Here is a 24,031-nt window from a genome sequence, read left to right on the forward strand (position 1 = left end):
AGGGAATCCCCATGGCCCAGACGATCGCCCCCGCCGTGTCACCCGCGCCCCGGCCCGATCCGGCCATGGCGGAGCTTCTGCAGTCGGTCGTGGACACCGCGCGCGCCATCTTCGGCGCCGAGGCGAGCTCCATCCTGCTCCTGGAGGCGGAGGCGGACGAGCTCGTCTTCGAGGCCGTCTCCGGGCAGGGGCAGGAGTTCCTGGTGGGCCGACGCTTCCCGGCGGGCCGGGGGATCGCCGGCTGGGTCGCCGCCTCGGGCGAGCCGATGGTCGTCGACGACCTCCACGACAGCACGTCCTTCGACCGGGACGTCGCCCGCTCCACCGGCTTCGTCCCGAACGCGCTGATGGCCGCGCCGCTCGTGCACGGGGACCGGGTCCTCGGCGTACTGGAGGTCCTCGACCCCTCGCAGCAGGCCCGGTCCAGCCTGTCCGAGCTGGACCTGCTGAGCCTCTTCGCCCGGCAGGCCGCCGTCGCCCTGCACGTCCTCACCACCCACGCGCCGCGCGGGGCGGCGCCCGCCGCCCCCGAGGACCCGGCGCGCACCGAACTCCTCCGGCTCCTCGCGGAGGCCCGCCGACTCCTGGAGGAGTGAGAGCGCCCGGGGCGCGGCTCAGGAGAGGTCGAACCGGTCCAGCTCCATGACCTTGTGCCAGGCCGCCACGAAGTCGCGGACGAACTTCTCGCCCCCGTCCCGCGACCCGTAGACCTCCGACAGCGCGCGGAGCTGCGAGTTCGAGCCGAACACGAGGTCGGCGGCGGTGGCCGTCCAGCGGACCTCGCCGGTGGTCCGGTCCCGGCCCTCGTAGACGTTCTCGGTGGCCGCCGACGGCTTCCACTCCGTGCCCATGTCGAGCAGGTTCACGAAGAAGTCGTTGGTGAGGACCCCGGGACGGTCGGTCAGCACCCCGTGCCGGGACGTGCGGAAGCCGGTGTCCAGCGCCCGCATGCCGCCGACGAGGACCGTCATCTCCGGCGCGGTCAGCGTCAGCAGGTTCGCCCGGTCGAGGAGCAGGGTCTCCGGCGACAGCTTCTCGCCCGCCCGGAGGTAGTTGCGGAAGCCGTCGGCCCGCGGTTCGAGCACGGCGAACGACTCCACGTCCGTCTGCTCCTGCGACGCGTCGGTGCGCCCCGGCGAGAAGGGCACCGTGATGTCGTGGCCGGCGTCCTTCGCGGCCCGCTCGACGGCCGCGCAGCCGCCCAGCACGATCAGGTCGGCGAGCGAGATCCGCACCCCGTCGGAGCGGGAGCCGTCGAACTCCCCGCGGATCCGGTCGAGGGCGGCCACCGTCTCGGTCACCTCCGGGACGGCGTTGGACTCCCAGTCCTTCTGCGGCGCGAGCCGGATCCGCGCGCCGTTGGCGCCGCCGCGCTTGTCCGTGCCGCGGAAGCCGGCCGCCGCCGCCCACGCGGTGGCGGCCAGCGCGGAGACGGAGAGCCCCGAGTCGAGGATCCGGGTCTTCAGGGCGGCGACGTCCGCGTCGGAGACCAGCGTGTGGTCGACCGCCGGGACCGGGTCCTGCCAGAGCTGCGGCTCCGGGATCCAGGGGCCGAGGTACCGGGAGACGGGCCCCATGTCACGGTGCAGCAGCTTGTACCAGGCGCGGGCGAAGGCGTCCGCGAGCTGGTCCGGGTTCTCGTGGAAGCGCTTCGCGATCGGTGCGTAGACGGGATCGAGCTTCAGCGAGAGGTCCGTGGTGAGCATCATCGGAGCGTGCCGCTTCGACGGGTCGTGGGCGTCCGGCACCGTGTCCCGCGCCGCGGGGTCGGTGGGGGTCCACTGCCGGGCCCCGGCCGGACTCGTCGTCAGTTCCCAGTCGTACCGGAAGAGGTTGTCCAGGTAGCCGTTGTCCCAGCGGGTGGGCGCGGTCGTCCACGCCCCCTCCAGGCCGCTGGTGAGCGCGTCGGCGCCCTTGCCGCTGCCGCAGGTGTTGCGCCAGCCGAGGGCCTGCTGCTCGACGGGGGCGGCCTCGGGCTCCGGCCCGACGCACGAGGGGTCGACCGCCCCGTGGCACTTCCCGAAGGTGTGACCGCCGATGATCAGCGCGGCCGTCTCCTCGTCGTCCATCGCCATCCGGCCGAACGTCTCGCGGATGTCGCGGGCCGCGGCGATCGGGTCCGGATTTCCGTTGGGGCCCTCGGGATTGACGTAGATCAGGCCCATCTGAACCGCTCCGAAAGGACCGGTGAGTTCCCGGTCCCCGCTGTACCGCTCGTCTCCGAGCCAGGTGTCCTCGGGGCCCCAGAAGACCTCCTCGGGCTCCCAGATGTCCTCCCGGCCGAATCCGAATCCGAACGTCTTGAATCCCATGGACTCCATCGCGCAGTTCCCGGCGAAGACCAGGAGATCGGCCCAGGAGACCTTCCGGCCGTACTTCTGCTTCACCGGCCACAGAAGCCGGCGCGCCTTGTCCAGGCTGGCGTTGTCGGGCCAGCTGTTGAGCGGGGCGAAACGCTGCGCGCCGGAGCCGCCGCCGCCCCGGCCGTCCTCGATGCGGTACGTCCCCGCCGCGTGCCAGCTCATCCGGATGAAGAGCGGGCCGTAGTGGCCGTAGTCGGCCGGCCACCAGTCCTGCGAGGCCGTCATCACCTCGAAGACGTCCCGCTTCAGGGCGTCGACGTCGAGGGTCGCGAACTCCGCCGCGTAGTCGAAGTCCTCGTCCATCGGACTGGCCTGGGGCGAGTGCTGGTGGAGGACCGAGAGGTCCAGCTGGTTCGGCCACCAGTCCCGGTTCGTCCTGGGGCGCGTCTCCTTCGGGGCCGGGGAGGGGATTGCCGGGTTCTCGCTCTCGGACACGTACGTCCTTCTTCCTGTCGCGATGTTTCCGTCGGCCGGCCGCGTGCGCGTGACGTCGCTTCTCCGGTGTCGGGCACGGCGACTCGGCGTCCGTATGGTCGCGCACCGCGGACCGCACCGCTAAGAGAACACGCAGGGCGCCGCCGCGTAACCGGCGGGCGGAATGCGAAAAGGCGGCCGAGCGGAGAATCCGGGGCCGGGAATCGCCCCGGCCCAGGAATGCGTGCGAGAAGAGGGAAATCCTATGAGCGGCCCACGGAAAAGGCGGCGGGGGTGCGGGGCGACCTCGCCCCGCACCCCCGCCGCATTTCCCTCAGAGCCCCGCGACCCTGGAGCTCGCCGACAGCTCGTACACCAGCGTGACGGTGCGCCGCCCGCCGGGCGGCAGGGTGACGTCCCAGCGGGCGATGCCCTCGGCGTCGATCGTGTCGGGCGCCGGGGAGCAGGCCTCCTTGCGGAGCCGCACCTCCACCGCCGAGACCTCCGAGACCGGGATCCGCTCCCGGAGCACGACCACCCGGTCGTCCGACTCCCCGGGGGCCGAGAACCGGGACACGTGCAGCCGGACCGTGCGGGTCACCACCGTCCGCTGGGTGATCCCGGTGGTGTCCCGGGTCTCCTCCGCCTCCCGGACCACCCGGTGGTCGTCGCGGCTGCCGAAGGCGATCTCGACGGGGGCGCCGGGGGTGGTGAACCCGAGCGTGCCCCGGCCGCCGAACCCGCCGCCGCGGACCAGGTCCACGGGTCCCGCGAGCAGCACGTGCCCGGACCGGTTGTCGAACCGCACCACCTGGGTGACCAGCGGCGACACCTCGGGCGAGCAGGCGTACTCGCTCCGCGCGGCCGTGCCGAAGACGGAGAGCGGCACCCGGTGCGCGCGCCCGTCGGAGGGCACCGAGACCGGCGCGGGGGAGTGCAGCACCCGCGTCTCGCCGCCGTCGTCCACGCCGGGCAGGCCGAGGACCGGGACGGGGCCCAGGTCGCTGACGTCCTCCTCGCGCAGTTCGACGTCGACCGTACGGCGCTCGGCCGCCGTGCGGTCCTTGAGCGCCAGCCGGTCCTCGTCCAGCGAGGGCGGCTCGGTGGCCGTGGACGACCGGGCGGTCGACAGCGTCAGCCCGACCCCGCTCCAGTCCTCGCCCGTACGCTGCCAGACCATGGCGTCCGTCTCCAGGGTCACCTCCGGCCCGTCGAGCACCGCCCGGTAGGCCGGCCGCCACAGGGCGCACGGCACGAGGTGGCTCAGCACCAGCCCGACCGGGCCGGCCGCCGTCGCCTCCACGGTCAGCTCGACGTGGGCCACCAGCTCGGCGGGCTCCTCCTCGGCGTCGTCCACGGCCCGCAGGACCTCGTCGAGTTCGGCCCCGAGGGCGGCCGACCGGGTGTCGGCCGCGCGCAGCCGCTCGCCGCAGGTGTCGCGCTCGGCGTCCACCCGGTCCAGTGCGCGGCTCCAGCGGGGTCCTTCGGCCTCGCCGGAACCGGCGCCCTCGCCGATGTCCCGCAGCAGGTCGGCGGCGAGTCCGCCGAGGACGTCGAGCCGGGTCCTGAGCCGCTCGCGCCGCCGCTCCAGGGCGACCTGCTCCTCTTCGAGGGCGTGGACGCGGTGGCGCAGGGCGGAGTCGTCGTCGCCGGGCCGCGGTGCGCGCGGCTCCCAGGAACGGACGATCCGGACGTCGTGCACGGTGGCGGGACGGCCGGCGGTCTGGTCGGCGTGCAGGGTGCGGTCGACGGCCAGCGCGGTGACCGGTCCGAGCCGCAGCCGCTGGACCCCGCCCGCCAGGTCGAGCTCGACGGCCCGCTCGATCTGGGCGCGGTCCTCCAGGCAGGTGACGGCGGTGACGGGAGCGGGGATCACGGGAACGGGCCCGTGGGCGCCGGGAGCGGCCGTGCCGCCTCCGGCGATCGTCTTCGAGTCGGTGGACATGGGGTGCCTCAGCTCCTGCGGTTTCCGCCGACCAGGGCTTTGCCGGCCGGGATGCGGATCTCGTACCCGCCGTCGAGGGCGGTGGTGCCGCCGGCGGGCAGCTCCACCCGCCAGACGCGGGTGCCCGGGGCGTGCCGCTCGGCGTCCCCGTCCGCGGGCGTCGTCCAGTCGGCCCGCTCCTCGATGCGCACGTCGGCGTCGGAGGTGACCGGCACGCGCTCGCGGATCTCGACCGGGGCGGGCCGCGCGAGCCCGTTGACCAGCTCGACGTGGACGCGGTGGTCGAGCACGGTGACGTTGTTCCGCAGGCCCGCGGTCGACTCGTTCAGATGGGTGCGCCGGGTGACCCGGATGCCCTCGGCCGGTCCGAGACCCACCCTGCGGACGCCGCCGGGGGCGAGCGTGGGCAGCGCGGTGGTCAGCAGGAAGTCGTCGTCGACGGAGACCTCCACCGGTCCCGCGAGCAGCGCCTGGTCCGTGGCGTTGGACAGGACCAGGGTCGCGTACACGGTCTGCTCCACCGACGGAACGCACAGGTACTCGGTGCGCAGCCCGACGGGGATCTCCCCGACGGTGACGGTGTGCCAGGTCCCGTCCGACGGCACGTCGGCGCGGGCCGCGGCGTCGAAGCGGTGGTCGAAGGAGCCCGCGGACTCCCGCGGCCGCACGGCGTGGCCGGGCAGCGGCAGCGAGGCCACGGCGTCGGCGCGGCGGCGGTACTCCGCTCCCACGGCGTCGAAGGACGGGCCGGGGAACAGTCGGCCCCTGCGCGCGGCCGGCTCGTCGGGGCCGGACAGGACCAGGGCGGCGTAGTCGAGTTCGTCGCCGCTCGGGCGCGGCGGTCCCGGCGGGGGCGGCGGCGGTGCAGGGACGCCCCCCGGGGGCGCGGGAGCCGCGGGGGCCATGGCGGCGGGGGCCGGAGCGCCCGCGAACGACTGACCGCCGCCCCGCGGCCGGCCGCCCGGCCGCATCGGAGCGGCCGCGCGTGCGAAGGCCTCGGGAGCGGAGCCGTACCCCCCGGGCGGAGGCGGTGCTCCGTAGGGCTGCGGGGCCGGAGGGGGCACCGGCGGCCCGGCGGAGACCGCCGGGGGCATCGGGACCGGACCGGGGACGGACCCTCCTCCGGTGGCGACGGGCACCGCGGGGCCGTCCAGGGGTGCGCGCCGCGCGGCGGGGCGCGGTCCCGCCGCCGCGTAGCCGGTGAAGAGGTCGGCGAGCCCCGCCGGGGGCTCGCGCCAGCCGGACGGGGCGGGGGCCTCCTGGCGGCGCCCGATCCGGATCGAGCGGAGCTTCGGCAGGTCGGTGCGGCGGCGCAGGTCGGCCGTGGCCAGGGCGATGCGGACTCCGCTCCAGTCCTCGCCGGTGCGCTGTGCGACCGAGGCGCGCAGCACCAGCCGCCCGGTGCCGTCGCCCTGACGGTGCGTGAGCCGGTAGGCGGGCACCCAGACGGCGCCCGGCACCCCGTACTCCACTTCCAGCCGCACCTCGGGCGCGTCCGGCCCCGACGCGGCCTCCCCGCCGTCCGCCGGGGCTGCGCCGCCCGTTCCCGCCACCAGGGTGAGGACGGCGGACACGGTGGTCTCCACGTGGGGCGAAGGGGCGGCGCCGGAGGCACGGGCGAGCCGGTCCGCGGCCACCGACCGGGCGTGCTCGGCCCGGACCAGCTCCTCCTCCAGCTCCGCGAGCCGGGCGTGCAGCCCGGTGAGCCGCTCGTCGACGAAGTCGGCGAGCTCCAGCCAGGCCTCGACCGGGGTGCGGCGGTGCGGGTCGTCCCGCTTGCGGGGCGGCGGCACCGGGCGCACCCCGGCGACCTCGGCGATCAGGGCCCGCTGACGGTCCCGCCGCCCCCGGGCCGCCGCGTGCGCCTCGGTGAGCCGCTCCACCTCCTGCCGCAGGCTCTCGGAGGCGCCGGGGTCGGCGGTGAGCGGCTCGGCCTCGATCCGCAGCCGGGCCTCGGTGACCCGTACCCCGGAGTCGCCCAGGACCCGGGCGCGCAGCGAGCCGGGGTCGAGCGAGCGCGGCAGTCCCGTGACCCGCACCCGGCCGTCCGGGGGCAGGACGCCCCGCGCCAGGCGGCGGCAGAGCGCCCCCTGCGCGTACACGACGACCGAGTCGAGCTCCGATCCCCACGCCGGCGCGGTCCCGGCCGTGCCGTCCGCCCCGCTCGTGCCCGCCGTGCCGTCCGTCCCGTCGGCTCCGGCCGTCGTACCAGCTGTTCCAGGCGTCATGCGCCCCCGCCCCCGTCCTGTCGTGCCGTCCCGCCTCGCCCGCGGCGTGACGAAGCCTACGCCCGGGCACCGACACCCACCGAGGGCTTCGCCCGGACCGCCCGCCGCGGGCCGCGCGGGAAGGGCCCCCGGGCCGCTTCGGTGGTTGGCGGGCGCCGGGAGTGGGACGCTGGTAGCCGGGGGTCCGTGCCGACGAGACTCGGGAGGGCCCGATGGGACGTGACGTCCCGGCGCAGGAGTTCACCCGGGAAGACCGTCGCCGGTTCCGGAACAAGGTGCACGCGTGCCTCGACGTGTTCGCGCGGATGCTGCGCGAGTCGCGGTTCGACTTCGAGCGGCCGCAGGTCGGCCTGGAGATCGAGCTGAACGTGGTGGACGCCACCGGGGAACCGGCCATGCGCAGCACCGACGTGCTCGACGCGATCGCCGACCCGGCCTGGTCGACGGAGCTGGGCCGGTTCAACCTGGAGATCAACCTCGAACCGCGGCGGCTGAGCGCGGGCGGCGGCCCCGACTCCTGGGAGCAGGAGATCCGCGACGCGCTCAACCACGCCGAGCAGCAGGCGGCGGGCATCGGCGCGCACCTGGTCATGATCGGCATCCTGCCGACGCTGGAGCGGGACGACGCGGGTCCCTCCTCGCTCTCCGAGAACCCCCGCTACCACCTGCTGAACGAGCAGATCTTCGCCGCCCGCGGCGAGGACCTGCTGATCTCGGTGGACGGGGTGGAGCGGCTGCGCACCCGCGCGGAGACGATCACGCCGGAGGCGGCCTGCACCAGCACCCAGTTCCACCTCCAGGTGGCCCCGGACGAGTTCGCCGGCTACTGGAACGCCGCACAGGCCGTGGCGGGCGTGCAGGTGGCGCTTGCGGCGAACTCGCCGTTCCTGTTCTCCAAGGAGTTGTGGCGGGAGACGCGGATCCCCCTCTTCGAGCAGGCCACCGACACCCGGCCGGACGAGCTCAAGGTGCAGGGCGTGCGGCCGCGGGTGTGGTTCGGCGAGCGGTGGATCACCTCCGTGTTCGACCTCTTCGAGGAGAACGCGCGCTACTTCCCGGCGCTGCTGCCCCTCTGCGACGAGGAGGACCCGGAGGAGGTCCTCGACCGGGGCGGGGCGCCGACGCTGTCCGAGCTCACCCTCCACAACGGCACCGTCTACCGCTGGAACCGTCCCGTCTACGACGTGGTCGACGACGTCCCGCACCTCCGCGTGGAGAACCGGGTGCTGCCCGCCGGGCCCACCGTCGCCGACACGCTGGCGAACGGCGCGTTCTACTACGGTCTGGTCCGCGCCCTGGTCGACGAGGACCGGCCGGTCTGGTCGCGGATGTCCTTCGCCACCGCCGAGGACAACCTGCACACCGCCGCCCGCCACGGCATCGACGCGCAGGTGTACTGGCCGGGGATGGGCGAGGTGCCGGTGACGGAGCTGGTCCTGCGGCGGCTGCTGCCCCTCGCGGACCGCGGACTCGAGCGGATGGGCCTGGAGGCGTCCCGGCGCGAGCCGCTCCTGGGCGTCATCGAGCAGCGGTGCGTCAGCGGTCGCAACGGAGCGGTGTGGCAGTCCGAGATGTTCCATCACCTCCACGACATCGACCACGCGGACCGACACGAGGCGCTGCGGCGGATGACACAGCAGTACATCGAGTTCATGCACCTGAACGCGCCGGCCCACACCTGGCCGGTCGACTGAGGCGTACGGCGGGGGGACCGCGGGCAGGGCGTGATCATGACCGACACGCCTCCCGCGCCCGACGCGTCCACCCGCCCCGCCTCCGACGCCCCCGCGCCGTACCCGGCCGAGGCCCCCGGCCCCGGGACCGCGGGGCCGTCGCCGCGACCACCCGCCGCCCGGCGTCCGTTACGCCAGCTCCTCGCGGCCTCCGTCGGCAACGCCGTGGAGTGGTACGACTGGTACGCCTACACCTTCCTCGCCGCCTACCTCGCGCACCAGGTCTTCCCCCGGAGCTCGGGGAACTCCCTCGTCCCCCTCCTGTCGACCTTCGCCGTCTTCGCCGTCGGCTTCTTCATGCGCCCCGTCGGAGGACTCCTCATGGGCGCGCTCGCCGACCGGCGCGGACGGCGGGCCGCCCTCACGGCGACGATCCTGCTCATGGGCGGCAGCAGCCTGCTGGTCGGCCTCACCCCGACGTACGCGACGGCCGGGGTCCTCGCCCCCGTCGTGCTCGTGATCGCCCGCCTGCTCCAGGGCCTGTCGGTGGGCGGGGAGTTCGCGGCCTCGACCACCTTCCTCGTCGAGTCGGCGGGCCCCGGCCGGCGCGGGCTGTTCTCCTCCTTCCAGTACGTCTCCACCTCCGCCGGCCAGCTCGCCGCCTCCGGCATCGCCGCTCTGCTGGTCGGCCTGCTCGGCGAGGACCGGATGAACGGCTGGGGCTGGCGCATTCCGTTCCTGCTCGGCGCGGTGTTCAGCCTCGCCGGGTTCTGGATCCGCCGGGGCGCGGAGGAGACCCGGAGCGCCGCGCAGCGCGAGGCCCCGCGGCCGGGGCTCTTCGACGCCCTGCGCCACCACCCCCGGGCCTCCCTGCTGATCGGGGGCATCACGGCCGGCGGCACGCTCGCGTACTACACGTGGACCTCCTACCTCCCCACGTACGCCGAGCTCAACACCGGTATCGACAAGGCGGACGCGCTGCTGGCGGGGACGCTCTCGCTGGCGTTCTTCGCTCTGTTGCAACCGGTCGGCGGACTGCTCTCCGACCGGTTCGGCCGCAAGCCCTCGCTGCTCTTCTTCGGCATCGGGTTCGCTGTGCTCGCCGTCCCGCTGCTGCGCTCGCTGGACGGGTCGTTCCTCTCGCTGCTCCTCGTCCAGTGCGCGGGCATGGTGCTGCTGACCGGCTTCACCTCGATCTCCGCCGCCGTCAACGCGGAGATGTTCCCCGCCCGGGTGCGGGCGGCCGGGATCGGCTTCCCGTACTCGCTGACGGTGGCGCTCTTCGGCGGCACGGCGCCGTACGTCGGCACGCTCTTCAAGGAGTGGGACGTGCCGGGGGCGTTCCCCTGGTACGTGGCCGCGCTGTGCCTGGTCTCCTCGGCGGTGTACCTCAGGCTTCCGGAGACCGCCCACCGGGACCTGGACCGCTGACGCCGAGAGGCCGGCGGTCCGTGGGGGACCGCCGGCCTCGGTGCGCCGGTCGAGAGGGGTGGGGCTAGAAGACGCTCACGCCGTACGCGCTCAGCGCCTCGGTCACCGGCTGGAAGAAGGTGGTGCCGCCGCTGCTGCAGTTGCCGCTGCCGCCCGAGGTGAGGCCCAGCGCGGTGGTGCCGGAGAAGAGCGCGCCGCCGCTGTCGCCGGGCTCGGCGCAGACGTTGGTCTGGATCAGGCCGTAGACGACGTCGCCGCCGCCGTAGTTGACGGTCGCGTTGAGGCCGGTGACCGTGCCGCTGCGCAGACCGGTGGTGCTGCCGCTGCGCTGCACCGACTGGCCGACGGAGGGGTTGCCCGCCCCGGTGATGTCGCGGTAGCTGCCGTTGTAGAGGTAGACCCGGCCGTCCGCCGCCGAGGCGTTGGAGTGCCGGATGATGCCGTAGTCGTTGGTCGGGAAGCTGGAGCCGGCCCGGGTGCCGAGCACCGTGGTGTTGGCCGAGTTGGTGTACCAGGTGCTGCCGATGTTGGTGCAGTGGCCGGCGGTGAGGGCGTAGTAGGTGGATCCGCTGCGAACGTTGAAGCCGAGCGAGCAGCGTCCGCCGCCCGCGTAGATGGCCTGGCCGCCCGCGATGAGCTTGTTGAACGTGCCGGGCGTCCGCTTGATGTCCAGGCTGCCGGCGCGGTCGCCCGCCGCCTTCTTGATCTTGGCGATCTCGGCGGCGGAGACGGTGGAGTCGGCGGTGAGGACGATCTTCCCGGTCGCCTGGTCGGTGTACCACGCGGTGCCGGGCACATCGGCTCCGCGTACGGCCTGGTCCGCGACCGCGAGTTGGGCGGCGGTGGCCCGGCCCTCCACCGCGGTGGCGGCGTTCGAGGCGGGGACTGCAAGCGCCGAGGCGGCGAGCAGGGCCGAGGCCACGGCGATCAGCCGTGCGCCCTTGGCCGCGCCGCCGAGGGGGGACAGACGCTTGAGGTTCACTGGATCCTCCGGTGGGGGAGTGGGGGGAACCGCTGGGTGGGCGGTCCCGTCGGCGCCGAGCGGGCGGGCCCCGGACGAGGGAGTCAGCTCGCCATGGACCTGTCATCTCGACAGGGGAATCCTCGAATCCGGGCGGCCCGGCGACAAGGATTCCTTTCGGCCGATCTACGCGCGTTCCTGGCGCCCGAGCGCCGCGAGGGGGTCGTCGCGGCGGAGGGGGCGTCCCGGTGGAGGGGGACGCGGGGCGGTGTGCAAGTGCTTACGGAAACTTGCCGACACCCCTTCAGGGGAACGATTCCGGACGGTGGTTGAAGACGGGAGGACACGTCCGGGAAGCGGCAGGGCGGATGTCGACGCCCCAGTTCAGCCCCCGGCCCCGCGCCGGTTCCGCACCCCGGGGCCCACCGTCGGCGCGGCCGGGCGGGTGAGGGCGCCGACGGCCGGCCGGGGGCGTAGCAACCGCACAGAGCCGGGCCCCGCGGCACCCGAGGGCCAGGTGCGCGGGCGGACCTCCCGCCGCGTGCCGAAGAGGCGTCCCCGCGCCGGTGCTCCGGACGCGACCGCCCCCTCAATGCCGGAATCGTGCCCTCCGTCCGGGCGACCGAATGGCCGGTTCGCGCCCTGGCCCGTCGTCGCGGAGCCGCGTACGCCGAAGCCCCGGCGAGGCGCGGTTCGCCCGGTCGGTCCCTCCGCGTTGCCGGTCCGCCACCCGCCGGGTTGGGTGGATCCGAGCAGTGGCACCGGAGGCCCGGAGCCGCGGGAGAATCGAGGTGGCTCGTGCCCGAGTACCCTCCGATCGCCAACCACGGACTGATCGGCGACCTGCAGACCGCCGCCCTGGTCTCCGCCGACGGCGCCGTCGACTGGTTCTGCGCCCCCCGCTTCGACTCGCCGAGCATCTTCGCCTCGCTGCTCGACCAGGAGCGCGGCGGCCACTTCACCATCGCGCCCGCGCACGAGGACGTCACCGTCCGCCAGCTCTACCTGCCCGACACCGCCGTCCTCATCACCCGGTTCCTCACCCCGGAGGGCGTCGGCGAGGTCGTCGACTTCATGCCCGTCGGCCCGCGGCCCGAGGCGGCCACCGACCGGCACCGCCTCGTGCGGGCCCTGCGGGTGGTCCGCGGCACCCTCACCTTCGACGTCGCCTGCCGGCCGCGCTTCGACTACGGCCGCGCGCCGCACACCCTCACCCTCGACGGCGCCGCCGCCGCCTTCCACGGCCCCGGCCTCGACGTGCACCTGCGCAGCAGCATCCCCCTGGAGGCCGACGGGCGGGACGTCCGCGGCACCGTCACCCTCCGGCACGGCGAGACCGCCGGAATCGTCCTGGAGACCTGCGCACCGGAAGGCGCCGCCCCCGAGCCGATCACCGAGGAGGCCCTGGAGGCCGCCCTGGAGGAGACCCGCCTCTTCTGGCACGGATGGATGCGCCGCTGCCGCTACCGGGGACGCTGGCAGAGCATGGTCAACCGCTCGGCCATCACCCTCAAACTGCTCATCTACGCCCCGTCCGGCGCGCCGATCGCCGCCCCCACCATGGGCCTCCCGGAGCAGATCGGCGGCGAGCGGAACTGGGACTACCGCTACACCTGGATCCGCGACGCCTCCTTCTCGGTGCGGGTCCTCCTCGACCTCGGGTACATCGAGGAGGCCGACGCGTTCCGCCGCTGGCTCGGCGGGCGCGGGCGCGCTCCCCGACCGCCCGGCGGGGAGCCGATGCAGATCATGTACCGGGTCGACGGGGACCCCCACCTCTCGGAGGAGGTCCTGGAGCACCTGTCCGGCTACCGCGACTCCTTCCCCGTCCGCGCCGGCAACGGCGCCGCCGACCAGCTCCAGCTCGACATCTACGGCGAGTTCGCCTACGCCGTGACCCACTCGTCGGACGTGGCCGAGCTCGCCGGCTACGAGGGGTGGAAGGGGTTCGCAGCGCTCCTCGACTGGCTCTGCGACCACTGGGACCGGCCCGACGAGGGCATCTGGGAGACACGGGGCGGGCGCAAGGACTTCACGTACAGCCGGATGATGTGCTGGGTGGCCCTCGACCGCGGCATCCGGCTCGCCACCGCGTACGCCCGCCCCGCCGACCTCGTCCGCTGGACCGCTCAGCGCGACGCGATCCTGGTCCAGGTCATGGAGCGAGGCTGGAACCCCGAGCGTCGGGCCTTCGTCCAGCACTACGACAGCGAGGTGCTCGACGCCTCCCTGCTGCTCATGCCGCTCGTCGGCTTCATCTCGCCGAGGGCGCCCTCCTGGCTCTCCACGCTCGACGCCATGGACCGCGAGCTGGTCACCGACAGCCTGGTCTACCGCTACAACCCCGAGGCGTCCCCGGACGGGCTGCGCGGCGAGGAGGGCACCTTCTCGCTCTGCAGCTTCCTCTACGTGGAGGCCCTCGCCCGGGCCGGCCGCCTCGACCAGGCCCGCTTCGCGATGGACAAGATGCTGACCTACGCCAACCACGTCGGCCTCTTCGCGGAGGAGATCGGCCGCACCGGCGAACAGCTCGGGAACTTCCCGCAGGCGTTCACCCACCTCGCCCTCATCACGGCCGCGATGGCCCTCGACGAGGAACTGGACAGGGCCGCCGAGCGGGGCTGAGCCGTCGTGCCCCGGGGCGGCGACCGGGCCCGTGCGCGGTGAGCCGCGTCTCACCGGAGCGCCCGGACTTGCCTATGCAACGAGTTGCATAGAAGGATTCCGGTGTGGCGATCGAACACGCGATTCTCGTGTCCCTGCTGGAGAAGCCCGGGTCCGGCTACGAGCTGGCCCGCCGCTTCGAGCGGTCCATCGGATACTTCTGGACGGCCAGCCACCAGCAGATCTACCGCGTCCTCAAGCGGATGGAGAACGACGGCTGGATCGACGTCCGCGACGTGCCGCAGCAGGGCCGTCCGGACAAGAAGGAGTACACCGTCGCCGACCTCGGGCAGGCCGTCCTGTCCAGCTGGCTGCACGAGCCCATCGAGCCCGAGAGCATCCGGCACGACCTCGCGGTCAAGATCCGGGGCGCCGCCTTCGACGACCCCGCCGCGCTGATCGCGGAGGTCGAGCGGCACCACCGGGCGCACACCGACCGCCTCGCCCACTACCTGGCCGGCGAGGCCCGCGACTTCCCGGCGCCGCCCGCCCCCGACGCGCCCGCGGCCACCGGCCCGCTCGACGCCGGCCGTGAGCTCCAGCACGTCGTCCTGCGCGGCGGCATCGCGTACGAGCGGATGACGCTCGCCTGGCTCGACGACGTCCTCGCCACCCTCCACCGGCTCGCCGCCGCGCGCTGAGGCGCGCCCCCGCACCGCCACGCCCACCGCACTCCACCGGACCGAAAGACGGAGCCCATGGCCGACTCGCTGCTCTTCAACCCGCACACCTACGACCCGGCGCACTTCGACCCGGAGACCCGGCGGCTGCTCCGCGCCACCGTCGACTGGTTCGAGGCCCGCGGCAAGCGCCGGCTGATCGAGGACTACCGCACCCGCGCCTGGCTCGGCGACTTCCTCGCCTTCTCCGCCGAGGAGGGACTCTTCGAGACCTTCCTGACGCCCTCCGCCGAGGCCGGCGACGCCGGGGACGGGACGGACAAGCGCTGGGACACCGCCCGGATCGCCGCCCTCAACGAGATCCTCGGCTTCTACGGCCTCGACTACTGGTACGCCTGGCAGGTCACCATCCTCGGCCTCGGCCCGGTCTGGCAGAGCGACAACGCCGCCGCCCGTGCCCGCGCCGCCGCACTCCTCGCCCAGGGCGAGGTGTTCGCCTTCGGCCTCTCCGAGAAGACCCACGGCGCCGACATCTACTCCACCGACATGCTCCTGGAGCCGCAGGCCGACGGCGGCTTCCGCGCCACCGGTTCCAAGTACTACATCGGCAACGGCAACGCCGCCGGACTCGTCTCCGTCTTCGGCCGCCGCACCGACGTCGAGGGCCCCGACGGCTACGTCTTCTTCGCCGCCGACAGCCGCCACCCGGCCTACCACCTGGTCAAGAACGTCGTCGACTCCTCCAAGTTCGTCAGCGAGTTCCGCCTGGAGGACTACCCGGTCGCCGCCGAGGACGTCCTGCACACCGGCCGGGCCGCCTTCGACGCCGCGCTCAACACCGTCAACGTCGGCAAGTTCAACCTGTGCACCGCCTCGATCGGCATCTGCGAGCACGCGATGTACGAGGCCGTCACCCACGCCCAGAACCGCATCCTCTACGGCCGCCCGGTCACCGCCTTCCCGCACGTGCGGCGCGAGCTGGCCGACGCGTACGTCCGGCTGGTCGGCATGAAGCTGTTCAGCGACCGCGCCGTCGACTACTTCCGCTCCGCCGGCCCCGAGGACCGCCGCTACCTCCTCTTCAACCCGATGACGAAGATGAAGGTGACCACGGAGGGCGAGAAGGTCATCGACCTGATGTGGGACGTCATCGCCGCCAAGGGCTTCGAGAAGGACACCTACTTCGCGCAGGCGGCCGTCGAGATCCGCGGCCTCCCCAAGCTGGAGGGCACGGTCCACGTCAACCTGGCGCTGATCCTGAAGTTCATGCGGAACCACCTCCTCGCCCCGGCCGAGTACGCGCCCGTGCCGACCCGGCTGGACGCCGCCGACGACACCTTCCTCTTCCGGCAGGGACCGGCCCGGGGACTGGGCTCCGTCCGCTTCCACGACTGGCGGCCAGCGTACGACGCGTACGCGACCGTGCCGAACGTCGCCCGCTTCCGCGAGCAGGCCGACGCGCTCTGCGCGTTCGTGCGCACCGCCGCGCCCGACGAGGAGCAGAGCCGCGACCTCGACCTCCTGCTCGCCGTCGGCCAGCTCTTCGCGCTCGTCGTCCACGGCCAGCTGGTCCTGGAGCAGGCGCGCCTGACCGGCCTCGACGAGGACGTCCTCGACGAGCTGTTCGCCGTGCTCGTCCGGGACTTCTCGGCGCACGCCGTGGAACTGCATGGCAAGGACTCCGCGACCGGGCAGCAGCAGGCCTGGGCGCTCGGTGCCGTCCGCCGTCCGGTGGTCGACGAGGCCCGCTCGGGCCGGGTCTGGCAGCGCGTGGAGGCGCTGTCGGGGACGTACGAGACGGCGCGGTAGCGGCCCGCCGTCGAGGACCGGCCCCGGAGGTCTCCGGGGCCGGTCCCGTAGAATCGTCCGCGGCGTGGGCGGCGTACGGCGGCCCCGCCGTCGTCATGTCGGGGCCGAAGACGCCCCCGGCCCCGTTCCCCCACGCCCCGGATCCGTCCCCCGAGGGGCGTGCCCACGCGTGACAGGTTCCCCCTCCCTTGTCCTCTTCGCCCGCCCGTGCGTCCCTCGCGCGCCTGCGTCCCGACTGGCTGGCCGACCCCGCGGTGTGGCGCACCGAGGTGCTGGCCGGCCTGGTCGTCGCCCTCGCGCTGATCCCCGAGGCGATCTCCTTCTCGATCATCGCCGGGGTCGACCCCGCGATCGGTCTCTTCGCGTCCTTCACCATGGCCGTGACCATCGCGGTCGTCGGCGGACGACGGGCGATGATCTCCGCCGCGACCGGTGCCGTCGCGCTCGTCATCGCCCCGCTCAACCGTGAGCACGGCTTCGGTCACCTGGTCGCCGCCGTGATCCTGGCCGGCGTCTTCCAGGTGGTGCTCGGCCTGCTCGGGGTGGCGAAGCTGATGCGGTTCATCCCGCGCTCCGTGATGGTCGGATTCGTGAACGCGCTGGCCGTCCTGATCTTCATCACCCAGATGTCGGAGCTGACGGACGTCCCCTGGGCGGTCTATCCGCTCCTGGCGGCCGGACTGCTCCTGTTGGTGTTCCTCCCCAGGATCACCACGGTGGTCCCGGCGCCGCTGGTCTCCATCGTGGTCCTCACCGTCGTGACCGTGGGCGCCGGGATCGCCGTCCCCACGGTGGGGGACAAGGGCGAGCTGCCGTCCGCGCTGCCGACGCCCGGTCTGCCGGACGTGCCGTTCACCGCCGACACGCTGACGACGATCGCGCCGTACGCCTTCGCGATGGCGCTCGTCGGTCTGATGGAGTCCCTGATGACCGCGCGGCTCGTCGACGACATCACCGACACCCCTTCGGACAAGACCCGGGAGTCCGTCGGCCAGGGCGTCGCGAACATCGTCACCGGCTTCTTCGGCGGCATGGGCGGCTGCGCCATGATCGGCCAGACGATGATCAACGTGAAGGTGTCCGGCGCCCGGACCCGGCTGTCGACGTTCCTCGCCGGGGCGTTCCTGATGGTGCTCTGCCTCGTCTTCGGGCCGCTCGTCTCGGACATCCCCATGGCCGCGCTCGTCGCCGTCATGATCATGGTCTGCTTCGCGACCTTCGACTGGCACTCGATCGCCCCCGCGACCCTCCGGCGCATGCCCGCCGGGGAGATCGCCGTCATGGTGATCACCGTGGTGTGCGTGGTCGCCACGCACAACCTCGCCGTCGGCGTCGTCGCCGGCTCGGTCACCGCCGCGCTGATCTTCGCGCGGCGGGTGGCCCGCCACGCCGAGGTCACCGCCGTGACCGGTCCCGACGGCACGACCGCGGTCTACCGGGTGACGGGCGCGCTGTTCTTCGCGTCGGTCGACGGGCTCGTGGACCGGTTCGCGTACGCCACGGATCCGGACCGGGTCGTCATCGACCTCTCGGCGGCCCACGTCTGGGACGCCTCGTCCGTCGCCGTCCTCGACGCGATCGAGGCGAAGTACGCGCAGCGCGGCAAGGCGGTGGAGATCACCGGCCTGAACGACCCCAGCGCCGCGCTGCACGGCCGGCTCAGCGGAGAACTCGCGGGCGGCTGAGGAGCATGGCCGCGGGGTGCCCCCGCCGGGCCCCGCGGCCGTCCCGGAAACGAAGGTGAAGTGCAGGTCAGAGCCCTGATATATTCATCTTGTCGCCGCGAGTGATCACCACTCGCCGGGACGCACACCCTGTCCGGGTGGCGGAATGGCAGACGCGCTAGCTTGAGGTGCTAGTGCCCTTTATCGGGCGTGGGGGTTCAAGTCCCCCCTCGGACACGACGGTTCGCCGTACGAAGCGGTGGCCGGGAGCTCTCCCGGCCACCGCTTCGCCGTCTCCACGCCGCACGGCCGCCCGCCCGCCTCACATCAGCAGCGCGCCCGGGTCCCTCACCAGCGGCGCCGTGCCCACCGAGTTGCTCACGTTGAACGTCACGCTGCCCGCGCGGTAGCGGTCGTCGGTCCATTCGATCGGGCGCCCGTCCGGGTTGCTGGTGAGGTGCCGCTGGCGCAGCAGCGGGCTTCCCCTACGGACCCCGAGGAGCCGGGCGTCGTCGCTGCCGGCCGGGACGGCGTCGATGAGGTGCTCGCCGTAGTGGGCGACGATCCCGGCCTCCTCCGCCATGCTGTCCATGATCGAGGCGCAGTCGACGGGCAGCGCCTCGACCACGGGGGCCACCCAGCCCGCGTACGCCGTGCGCTCCACCATCACGGGCTCGTCGTCCAGCATCCGCAGCCGCAGGACGTCCAGGACCCCGCCGCCCTCCGGCAGGACCAGCCGGCGGGCCTCCTCGGGGCCGGCCGGCCGGCGCTCCCGGTGCAGGAAGCGGCTGGTGGCCCGGTAGCCCATGGCCCGGGCCCACTGGGCGAAGCTGTGCAGCTCGGCGAAGCTGTGCCGGCGCTCGCGCCGCAGGACGATGCGGCGGGCGCCCTGGCGGGAACCGACGAGGCCCTCCGAGGTGAGCAGGGCGACGGCCTGGCGCACCGTGCCGCGCGAGGCGGCCCAGCGGGCGGCGAGGTCGCTCTCGGACGGCAGCCGGGCCCCGACGGCGTACTCACCGCTGAGGATCGAGCGGCGGAGCCCCTCCGCGATCTCCACGTAGAGCGCCGTCACGGCATCCCCCTTCCCTCGCGCGACTGCGCGCAGTCGGTCACGGCATGTGCTGTCCCGGGATCAGCCTAACCCGACCGGACGGTCTTTTCGTGAGGCGCCCGATCATCCCAAGTGCACCGCATTCACCTGCTGTTCACCGCATCCGGCTCTTCCGTGAGGCGCCCGGATCCGGTCATGCCCCGTTCACTTCGCGGACAGCGCGCACAGGCGAACTGAGGGCGGCTTGTTCAGACAAGTTCCTTCACTCGCCTCTGGGAGAACCCGTGCGCAGAACCCCTCTCCGCGGTGCCGCCGTGCTGCTCGGCGCCGCCGTCCTGACCACCGCCACCGCCTGCGGCGCCGCACCCGAGGGCGCGGCCGGTGCCGAGGGCGGCGGTGCCGAGGCGGCCACCGCGACCTCCGCCAAGGACTTCGGCGGCATGGACGCCCTCGTCGCGGCGGCCAGGAAGGAGGGCGCCCTCCACGTCATCGCGCTGCCGCCGGACTGGGCCAACTACGGCGAACTCATCAAGACCTTCGAGGCCAAGTACGGCATCAGGATCGAGAGCGAGAACCCGGACGCCGCGAGCGCCGACGAGATCGCCGCCGTCAAGTCCCGCAAGGGCCAGAAGCGCGCCCCCGACGTCCTGGACCTCGGCATCGCCTTCGCCCGCAGCGGCGCCGACGAAGGACTCTTCGCCCCCTACAAGGTCGAGGCCTGGGACAAGATCCCCGCCGCCCAGAAGGACGAGGCAGGCCGCTGGTACAACGACTACGGCGGCTACGTCTCCATCGGCTGCGACGCCAAGCGCGTCCCGAACTGCCCCAAGACCTTCGCCGACCTGCTCAAGCCCGAGTACAAGGGCAAGGTCGCGCTCAACGGCAACCCGACCAAGTCCGGCTCCGCCTTCGGCGGCGTCTACGCGGCCGCCCTCGCCAACAAGGGCTCCTTCGCCGACATCCAGCCCGGCATCGACTTCTTCGGCAAGCTCAAGCAGAGCGGCAACTTCATCCCCGTCGAGTCCACCCCGGCCACGGTCGAGAAGGGGGAGACCCCCATCAGCATCGACTGGGACTACCTGAACGCCGGCTACGCCGACCAGTTCAAGGACAAGGGCGTCGACTGGCAGGTGGCCGTGCCCACCGACGGCGTCTACGCCCAGTTCTACTCGCAGGCCGTCAACAAGGACGCCCCGCACCCCGCGGCCGCCCGCCTGTGGATGGAGTTCCTCTACAGCACCGAGGGCCAGAACCTCTGGCTCAAGGGCTACGCCCGCCCGGTGCTGCTCCCGGCCATGACCGCCGACGGCACCGCCGACAAGACCTTCGTCGCGAAGCTGCCCGCCGTCACCGGCACCCCCGCCTTCCCGGCCTCCGCCGAGCTCGACCAGGCCAAGGCCACCCTCGCCGAGAAGTGGGACAAGGCCGTCTCCTGATGACCGACGCCTCCTCCACCCCCACCGGGGGACCCGCCGGCGGCACCCGCCGCCGGCGGCGCGGCCCGCGCACCTGGCTCGCCGTCCTCCCCCTCCTCGCCTTCACCTGCCTCTGCTTCGGCCTGCCGCTCGGCGCCCTCCTGTACGGCGCCGTGACCCGCACCGACCCCGGCACCGGCGCCACCGCCCTGACCGGCGAGCACCTCGGCCGCTCCCTCCAGGGCCCCTACCTGGGCTCGCTCGTCGGCAGCGTGCAGCTCTCCGCCCTCACGGCCCTCATCGGCTCCGTCCTCGGCGTCCTCATCGCCCAGGCGGTCGTCACCTCCCGCTCCCGGGTCCTGCGCGACGCCGTGCAGACCGCCTCCGGCGTCCTCGCCAACTTCGGCGGCGTCCCCCTCGCGTTCGCGTTCATCGCGACCGTCGGCATCTCGGGCGTCGTGACACAGCTCGCCGACCTGGACCGTCTCGGCTGGAACCTGTACTCGTTCACCGGACTCGCCGTGGTCTACCTGTACTTCCTCGTCCCGCTGATGGTCCTGGTGATCCTCCCCGCGCTCGACGGCCTGCGCCCCCAGTGGCGCGAGGCCGCGCAGAACGCGGGCGCCGGAGGATGGCAGTACTGGCGCCACGTCGGCATCCCCGTCCTCGCGCCGTCCCTGCTCGGCGGGTTCGTACTGCTCTTCGGCAGCGCCTTCGCCGCGCACGCCACCGCGGCCGCCCTCGTCGGCGGCTCCGTCCCGCTGGTCACCCTCAAGATCGCGGACGCGCTCTCCGGGAACGTCCTCGTCGGCCAGGAGAACGTCGCGCTCGCCCTCGGCCTCGACATGATCCTCGTCGCCGGACTCGTCATGGCCGTCCACCTCCCCCTCCAGCGCAGGAGCGCCCGATGGCTGCGATGACCCCCACCGCGCGGGAGGCCGCGCCGCAGCCCGCCGCCCCCGCGGACCCGCAGCCCGCCCGCGGGCGGTCCCGCCGCAGGCCCCGCGTCTGGCGCGGACTCGTCCTCGGCCTCGGCGGCGCCTACTTCCTCGTCCCGCTGGTCGCCTCGTTCGTGTTCACCGTGCACACGCCCGGCCGGGGCGTCTCCTTCGAGGCGTACACCGAACTGCTCGCCGCCGACGGCTTCACGGAGAGCCTCCTGCTCTCCCTCGGCCTTGCGGCCGCGACGATCGCCCTCGCGCTGCTGCTCGTCGTGCCCGCCCTGGTCGCCGTACGGCTCGGGGCGCCGCGCCTGCGGCCCGTCGTCGAGGTGGTGTGCATGCTGCCGCTGGTGGTACCGCCCATCGCGCTCGTCACCGGCATCAGCACCGTACTGCGCTGGGGTCCCGACCACTTCTCCCGGACGCCGCTCTACCAGACGTTCCTCGCGGTGCAGAACGAGAGCTTCCCCTTCGTCCTGGTCCTCGCGTACACGGTGCTGGCCCTGCCCTTCGTGTACCGGTCCCTCGACGCCGGACTGCGCGCCGTCGACGTCCCCACCCTGGTGGAGGCCGCGCGCAACTGCGGTGCGGGCCGGCTGTACGTGATGCTCCGCGTCGTCCTGCCCAACCTCCGGCCCTCCCTCGCGGGCGCCGCCTTCCTCACCCTGGCCCTCGTCCTGGGCGAGTTCACCATCGCCTCGCTGCTCGGCTTCCGGCCCTTCGCCGTGTGGATCGTGTCCATCTCGGGGGCCCACGCCCGCATGTCGGTCGCCGTGTCCCTGCTCAGCCTGGTCGTCACCTGGCTCCTGCTGCTCGTCCTCTCCCGGGCGGGAACGGCGCCGACCGGCACGCCCGGCCCACCGAGCCCCGCCCACCCGTCCCGCACCTCGCCCAAGGAGTCCTGACCATGTCCTCGTCCACAGCGACGCCCGCGGCGGAGCGGACCGAGCCGGTCGCCCCCTGTGGGGCGCGCGTCGAGTTCCGGGGCCTGCGCCGCGCGTTCGGCGGCACCACCGCGCTCGACGGACTCGACCTCACCGTCGAGCCCGGCGAACTCCTCGCCCTGCTCGGCCCCTCGGGCTGCGGCAAGACCACCGCGCTCCGCGTCCTGGCCGGCTTCGAGCGCCCCGACTCCGGCGACGTCCTCGTCGACGGCGCCGACATCACCCACGTCCCGGCCAACCGCCGGGACGCGGGCATGGTGTTCCAGTCGTACAGCCTCTTCCCCCACCTGACGGCCGCCGAGAACGTCGCCTTCGGCCTCCGCGTACGGAAGGCCGGGACGGCCGAGCGGCGCGCCAGGGCCGCCGAACTCCTCGACCTCGTCGGCCTGCCCGAGCACGGCGACCGCTACCCGCACCAGATGTCCGGCGGCCAGCAGCAGCGCGTCGCGCTCGCCCGGGCGCTCGCCCTCCGCCCCCGCGTCCTGCTCCTCGACGAGCCGCTCTCCGCGCTCGACGCCAAGGTCAGGCTGAGCCTCCGTGAGGAGATCCGCCGACTCCAGCTCTCCCTCGGCATCACCACCGTCTTCGTCACCCACGACCAGGAGGAGGCGCTGTCCATGGCCGACCGCGTCGCCGTCCTCAACGCCGGAAGGCTGGAGCAGTGCGCCGCCCCGGCCGAGCTCTACCGCCGTCCGGCCACCCCCTTCGTCGCCGAGTTCGTCGGCACGATGAACCGCCTCCCGGGCCTCCTCACGGACTCCGGCGAGGTGGCGGTGGCGGGCACCCGGCTGCCCGTCGACGGCGAGGCCCCGCGGCTCCGCGAGGTCGACGTCCTGGTCCGCCCCGAGAACGTCACCGTCACCGAGGCCGCCGACGGGGACGCGACCGTCGTCTCCACCTCCTTCCTCGGCTCCGTCACCCGCGTCCACCTCGACCACGCCGGTACGCGCGTCACGGCGGACCTCTCCTCCCGGACGGCCGACGGCCTCGTCCCCGGCGCCCGCGCGGCCCTCGGCCTCGCCCCGCACCCCGCGCTCGTCGCGCCGAGGGCGGAGCGGTGACCGAACTCGCCGCCGTCCTCTTCGACATGGACGGCACCCTCGTCGACACCGAGGTTCTCTGGTGGGAGGCCACCGCCGAGACCGCGGCCCGGATCGGCCACCGGCTGACGGACGCGGACGCCCCCGAGGTCGTCGGCCGCGCCGTCCCGGACACCGCGGCCCACCTCGTCCGCGTGACGGGCCACACGGACGAGGACGGCCTGGCGGCCGCACTGTCCTCCGCCTTCCAGGAGCGGGTCGACCGGGGAGCGCCGCTGCGTCCCGGCGCCGACCGGCTGCTGGCCGAACTCGCTGCGGAGGGCGTCCCGTTCGCCCTGGTGAGCGCCTCGCCGCGGCCGGTGGTCGACTCGGTGGTCGGGGGTGCGCTCGCGCACGTCCCCTTCGCCTTCACCCTCTCGGCCGACGACACCGCGCGGACGAAGCCGCACCCCGACCCCTACCGCGCCGCCGCCCGCCGGTTCGGCGTCCCGGAGGCGGCCTGCCTGGCCGTCGAGGACTCCCCGGACGGAACGGCGTCGGCCGACGCGGCCGGCTGCACGGTCCTCGTCGTGCCGTCCATGCTGCCCGTGCCCGGGGGGCCGGGCCGGATCTTCGCGGAGACCCTGGAAGGGGTCTCGGTCGCGGGACTGCGCCGCCACGTCGCCGAAAGCCGCGGCCGATCCGCGGCGGGCGGGACGGCGGCGGGCGGGACGGCGACGGGTCCGTGAGGCGCGTGCGCGGCCGCCGGCTCGCCGGGGGGCGGGATAATCGGTGGCGTGCGGTTCGGCGGCCCGCCTAGGTTGGTTCCCGCGACCGCGCCTCCGATGCGCCCGGCTGCGGCTACTTCTTCCGAAAGCCAAGTGACGCC

Annotated in this window: 17 protein-coding genes and 1 tRNA gene; 13 read left to right on the forward strand and 5 right to left on the reverse strand. The window is 73.7% G+C overall.

Features of this window, described 5'->3' with window-relative positions; all coding sequences use genetic code 11:
- Window positions 1–11 precede the first annotated feature (11 nt).
- Entirely contained in the window at window positions 12–596 is a 585-nt protein-coding gene (locus ACY0MR_RS31960) for a GAF domain-containing protein (RefSeq protein WP_361862290.1), read from the forward strand.
- Window positions 597–614: 18 nt separating this feature from the next.
- Here ACY0MR_RS31960 and katG read toward each other — a convergent pair whose 3' ends face one another.
- The 3 genes from katG to ACY0MR_RS31975 form a co-directional block, all read right to left on the reverse strand.
- Complete coding sequence (katG, locus tag ACY0MR_RS31965) at window positions 615–2,774, reverse strand: catalase/peroxidase HPI (RefSeq protein ID WP_388798058.1); 2,160 nt, start codon at window positions 2,772–2,774, stop codon at window positions 615–617.
- Window positions 2,775–3,111: 337 nt separating this feature from the next.
- A complete protein-coding gene (locus tag ACY0MR_RS31970) occupies window positions 3,112–4,722 on the reverse strand; it encodes a DUF4139 domain-containing protein (protein ID WP_473556819.1) in 1,611 nt (536 codons plus the stop codon).
- A gap of 8 nt (window positions 4,723–4,730) precedes the next feature.
- Complete coding sequence (locus ACY0MR_RS31975; RefSeq protein WP_473556821.1) at window positions 4,731–6,950, reverse strand: DUF4139 domain-containing protein; 2,220 nt, start codon at window positions 6,948–6,950, stop codon at window positions 4,731–4,733.
- A gap of 212 nt (window positions 6,951–7,162) precedes the next feature.
- On the opposite strand from ACY0MR_RS31975, the gene ACY0MR_RS31980 reads away from it, so the two are divergent.
- Window positions 7,163–8,644, forward strand: coding sequence for a glutamate-cysteine ligase family protein (locus tag ACY0MR_RS31980; RefSeq protein ID WP_473556824.1), 1,482 nt, complete (start codon window positions 7,163–7,165; stop codon window positions 8,642–8,644).
- Window positions 8,645–8,680: 36 nt separating this feature from the next.
- Complete coding sequence (locus tag ACY0MR_RS31985; RefSeq protein ID WP_404083250.1) at window positions 8,681–10,054, forward strand: MFS transporter; 1,374 nt, start codon at window positions 8,681–8,683, stop codon at window positions 10,052–10,054.
- Between the two features lie 64 nt (window positions 10,055–10,118).
- On the opposite strand, the gene ACY0MR_RS31990 is transcribed toward ACY0MR_RS31985, so the two are convergent.
- Window positions 10,119–11,036 (reverse strand): S1 family peptidase, encoded by a 918-nt coding sequence (locus ACY0MR_RS31990; protein ID WP_361861742.1) that lies wholly within the window; start codon window positions 11,034–11,036, stop codon window positions 10,119–10,121.
- 777 nt (window positions 11,037–11,813) lie between these two features.
- On the opposite strand from ACY0MR_RS31990, the gene ACY0MR_RS31995 reads away from it, so the two are divergent.
- The 5 genes from ACY0MR_RS31995 (at window position 11,814) to ACY0MR_RS32015 (ending at window position 18,009) form a co-directional block, all read left to right on the forward strand.
- On the forward strand, window positions 11,814–13,640 hold the full coding sequence (locus tag ACY0MR_RS31995; RefSeq protein WP_473556828.1) for a glycoside hydrolase family 15 protein: 1,827 nt from the start codon (window positions 11,814–11,816) through the stop codon (window positions 13,638–13,640).
- 104 nt (window positions 13,641–13,744) lie between these two features.
- Window positions 13,745–14,320 carry a PadR family transcriptional regulator gene (locus tag ACY0MR_RS32000; protein ID WP_388796704.1) on the forward strand — a complete coding sequence of 192 codons (576 nt, stop codon included), beginning with the start codon at window positions 13,745–13,747 and terminating at the stop codon, window positions 14,318–14,320.
- 57 nt (window positions 14,321–14,377) lie between these two features.
- The gene (locus ACY0MR_RS32005) at window positions 14,378–16,108 is read left to right on the forward strand and encodes an acyl-CoA dehydrogenase family protein (RefSeq protein ID WP_388796707.1); all 1,731 of its coding nucleotides are present in this window, start codon (window positions 14,378–14,380) and stop codon (window positions 16,106–16,108) included.
- A 188-nt stretch (window positions 16,109–16,296) separates the two neighbouring features.
- A complete protein-coding gene (locus tag ACY0MR_RS32010) occupies window positions 16,297–17,793 on the forward strand; it encodes a SulP family inorganic anion transporter (protein ID WP_473556832.1) in 1,497 nt (498 codons plus the stop codon).
- A gap of 131 nt (window positions 17,794–17,924) precedes the next feature.
- Window positions 17,925–18,009, forward strand: a tRNA-Leu gene (locus ACY0MR_RS32015).
- An 85-nt stretch (window positions 18,010–18,094) separates the two neighbouring features.
- On the opposite strand, the gene ACY0MR_RS32020 is transcribed toward ACY0MR_RS32015, so the two are convergent.
- A complete protein-coding gene (locus ACY0MR_RS32020; protein ID WP_388796712.1) occupies window positions 18,095–18,844 on the reverse strand; it encodes a GntR family transcriptional regulator in 750 nt (249 codons plus the stop codon).
- A 263-nt stretch (window positions 18,845–19,107) separates the two neighbouring features.
- Here ACY0MR_RS32020 and ACY0MR_RS32025 point away from each other — a divergent pair, with 263 nt between their 5' ends.
- From ACY0MR_RS32025 to ACY0MR_RS32045, 5 genes are read left to right on the forward strand one after another with little or no spacing between them, the layout of a single operon-like run.
- Window positions 19,108–20,259: an ABC transporter substrate-binding protein gene (locus ACY0MR_RS32025; RefSeq protein ID WP_403310491.1), complete on the forward strand. Its 1,152-nt coding sequence runs from the start codon at window positions 19,108–19,110 to the stop codon at window positions 20,257–20,259.
- Window positions 20,259–21,158 (forward strand): ABC transporter permease, encoded by a 900-nt coding sequence (locus ACY0MR_RS32030; protein WP_473556836.1) that lies wholly within the window; start codon window positions 20,259–20,261, stop codon window positions 21,156–21,158. Before ACY0MR_RS32025 ends, ACY0MR_RS32030 begins: the two co-directional genes overlap by 1 nt.
- Entirely contained in the window at window positions 21,146–22,084 is a 939-nt protein-coding gene (locus ACY0MR_RS32035) for an ABC transporter permease (protein ID WP_473556838.1), read from the forward strand. The genes ACY0MR_RS32030 and ACY0MR_RS32035 overlap by 13 nt, the downstream gene beginning before the upstream one ends.
- A gap of 2 nt (window positions 22,085–22,086) precedes the next feature.
- Window positions 22,087–23,184, forward strand: a complete 1,098-nt coding sequence (locus ACY0MR_RS32040; protein ID WP_392866649.1) for an ABC transporter ATP-binding protein — start codon at window positions 22,087–22,089, stop codon at window positions 23,182–23,184.
- The gene (locus ACY0MR_RS32045; RefSeq protein WP_473556840.1) at window positions 23,181–23,891 is read left to right on the forward strand and encodes an HAD family hydrolase; all 711 of its coding nucleotides are present in this window, start codon (window positions 23,181–23,183) and stop codon (window positions 23,889–23,891) included. Before ACY0MR_RS32040 ends, ACY0MR_RS32045 begins: the two co-directional genes overlap by 4 nt.
- Window positions 23,892–24,031 lie beyond the last annotated feature (140 nt).

The organism is Streptomyces sp. JN8, from assembly GCF_055808075.1.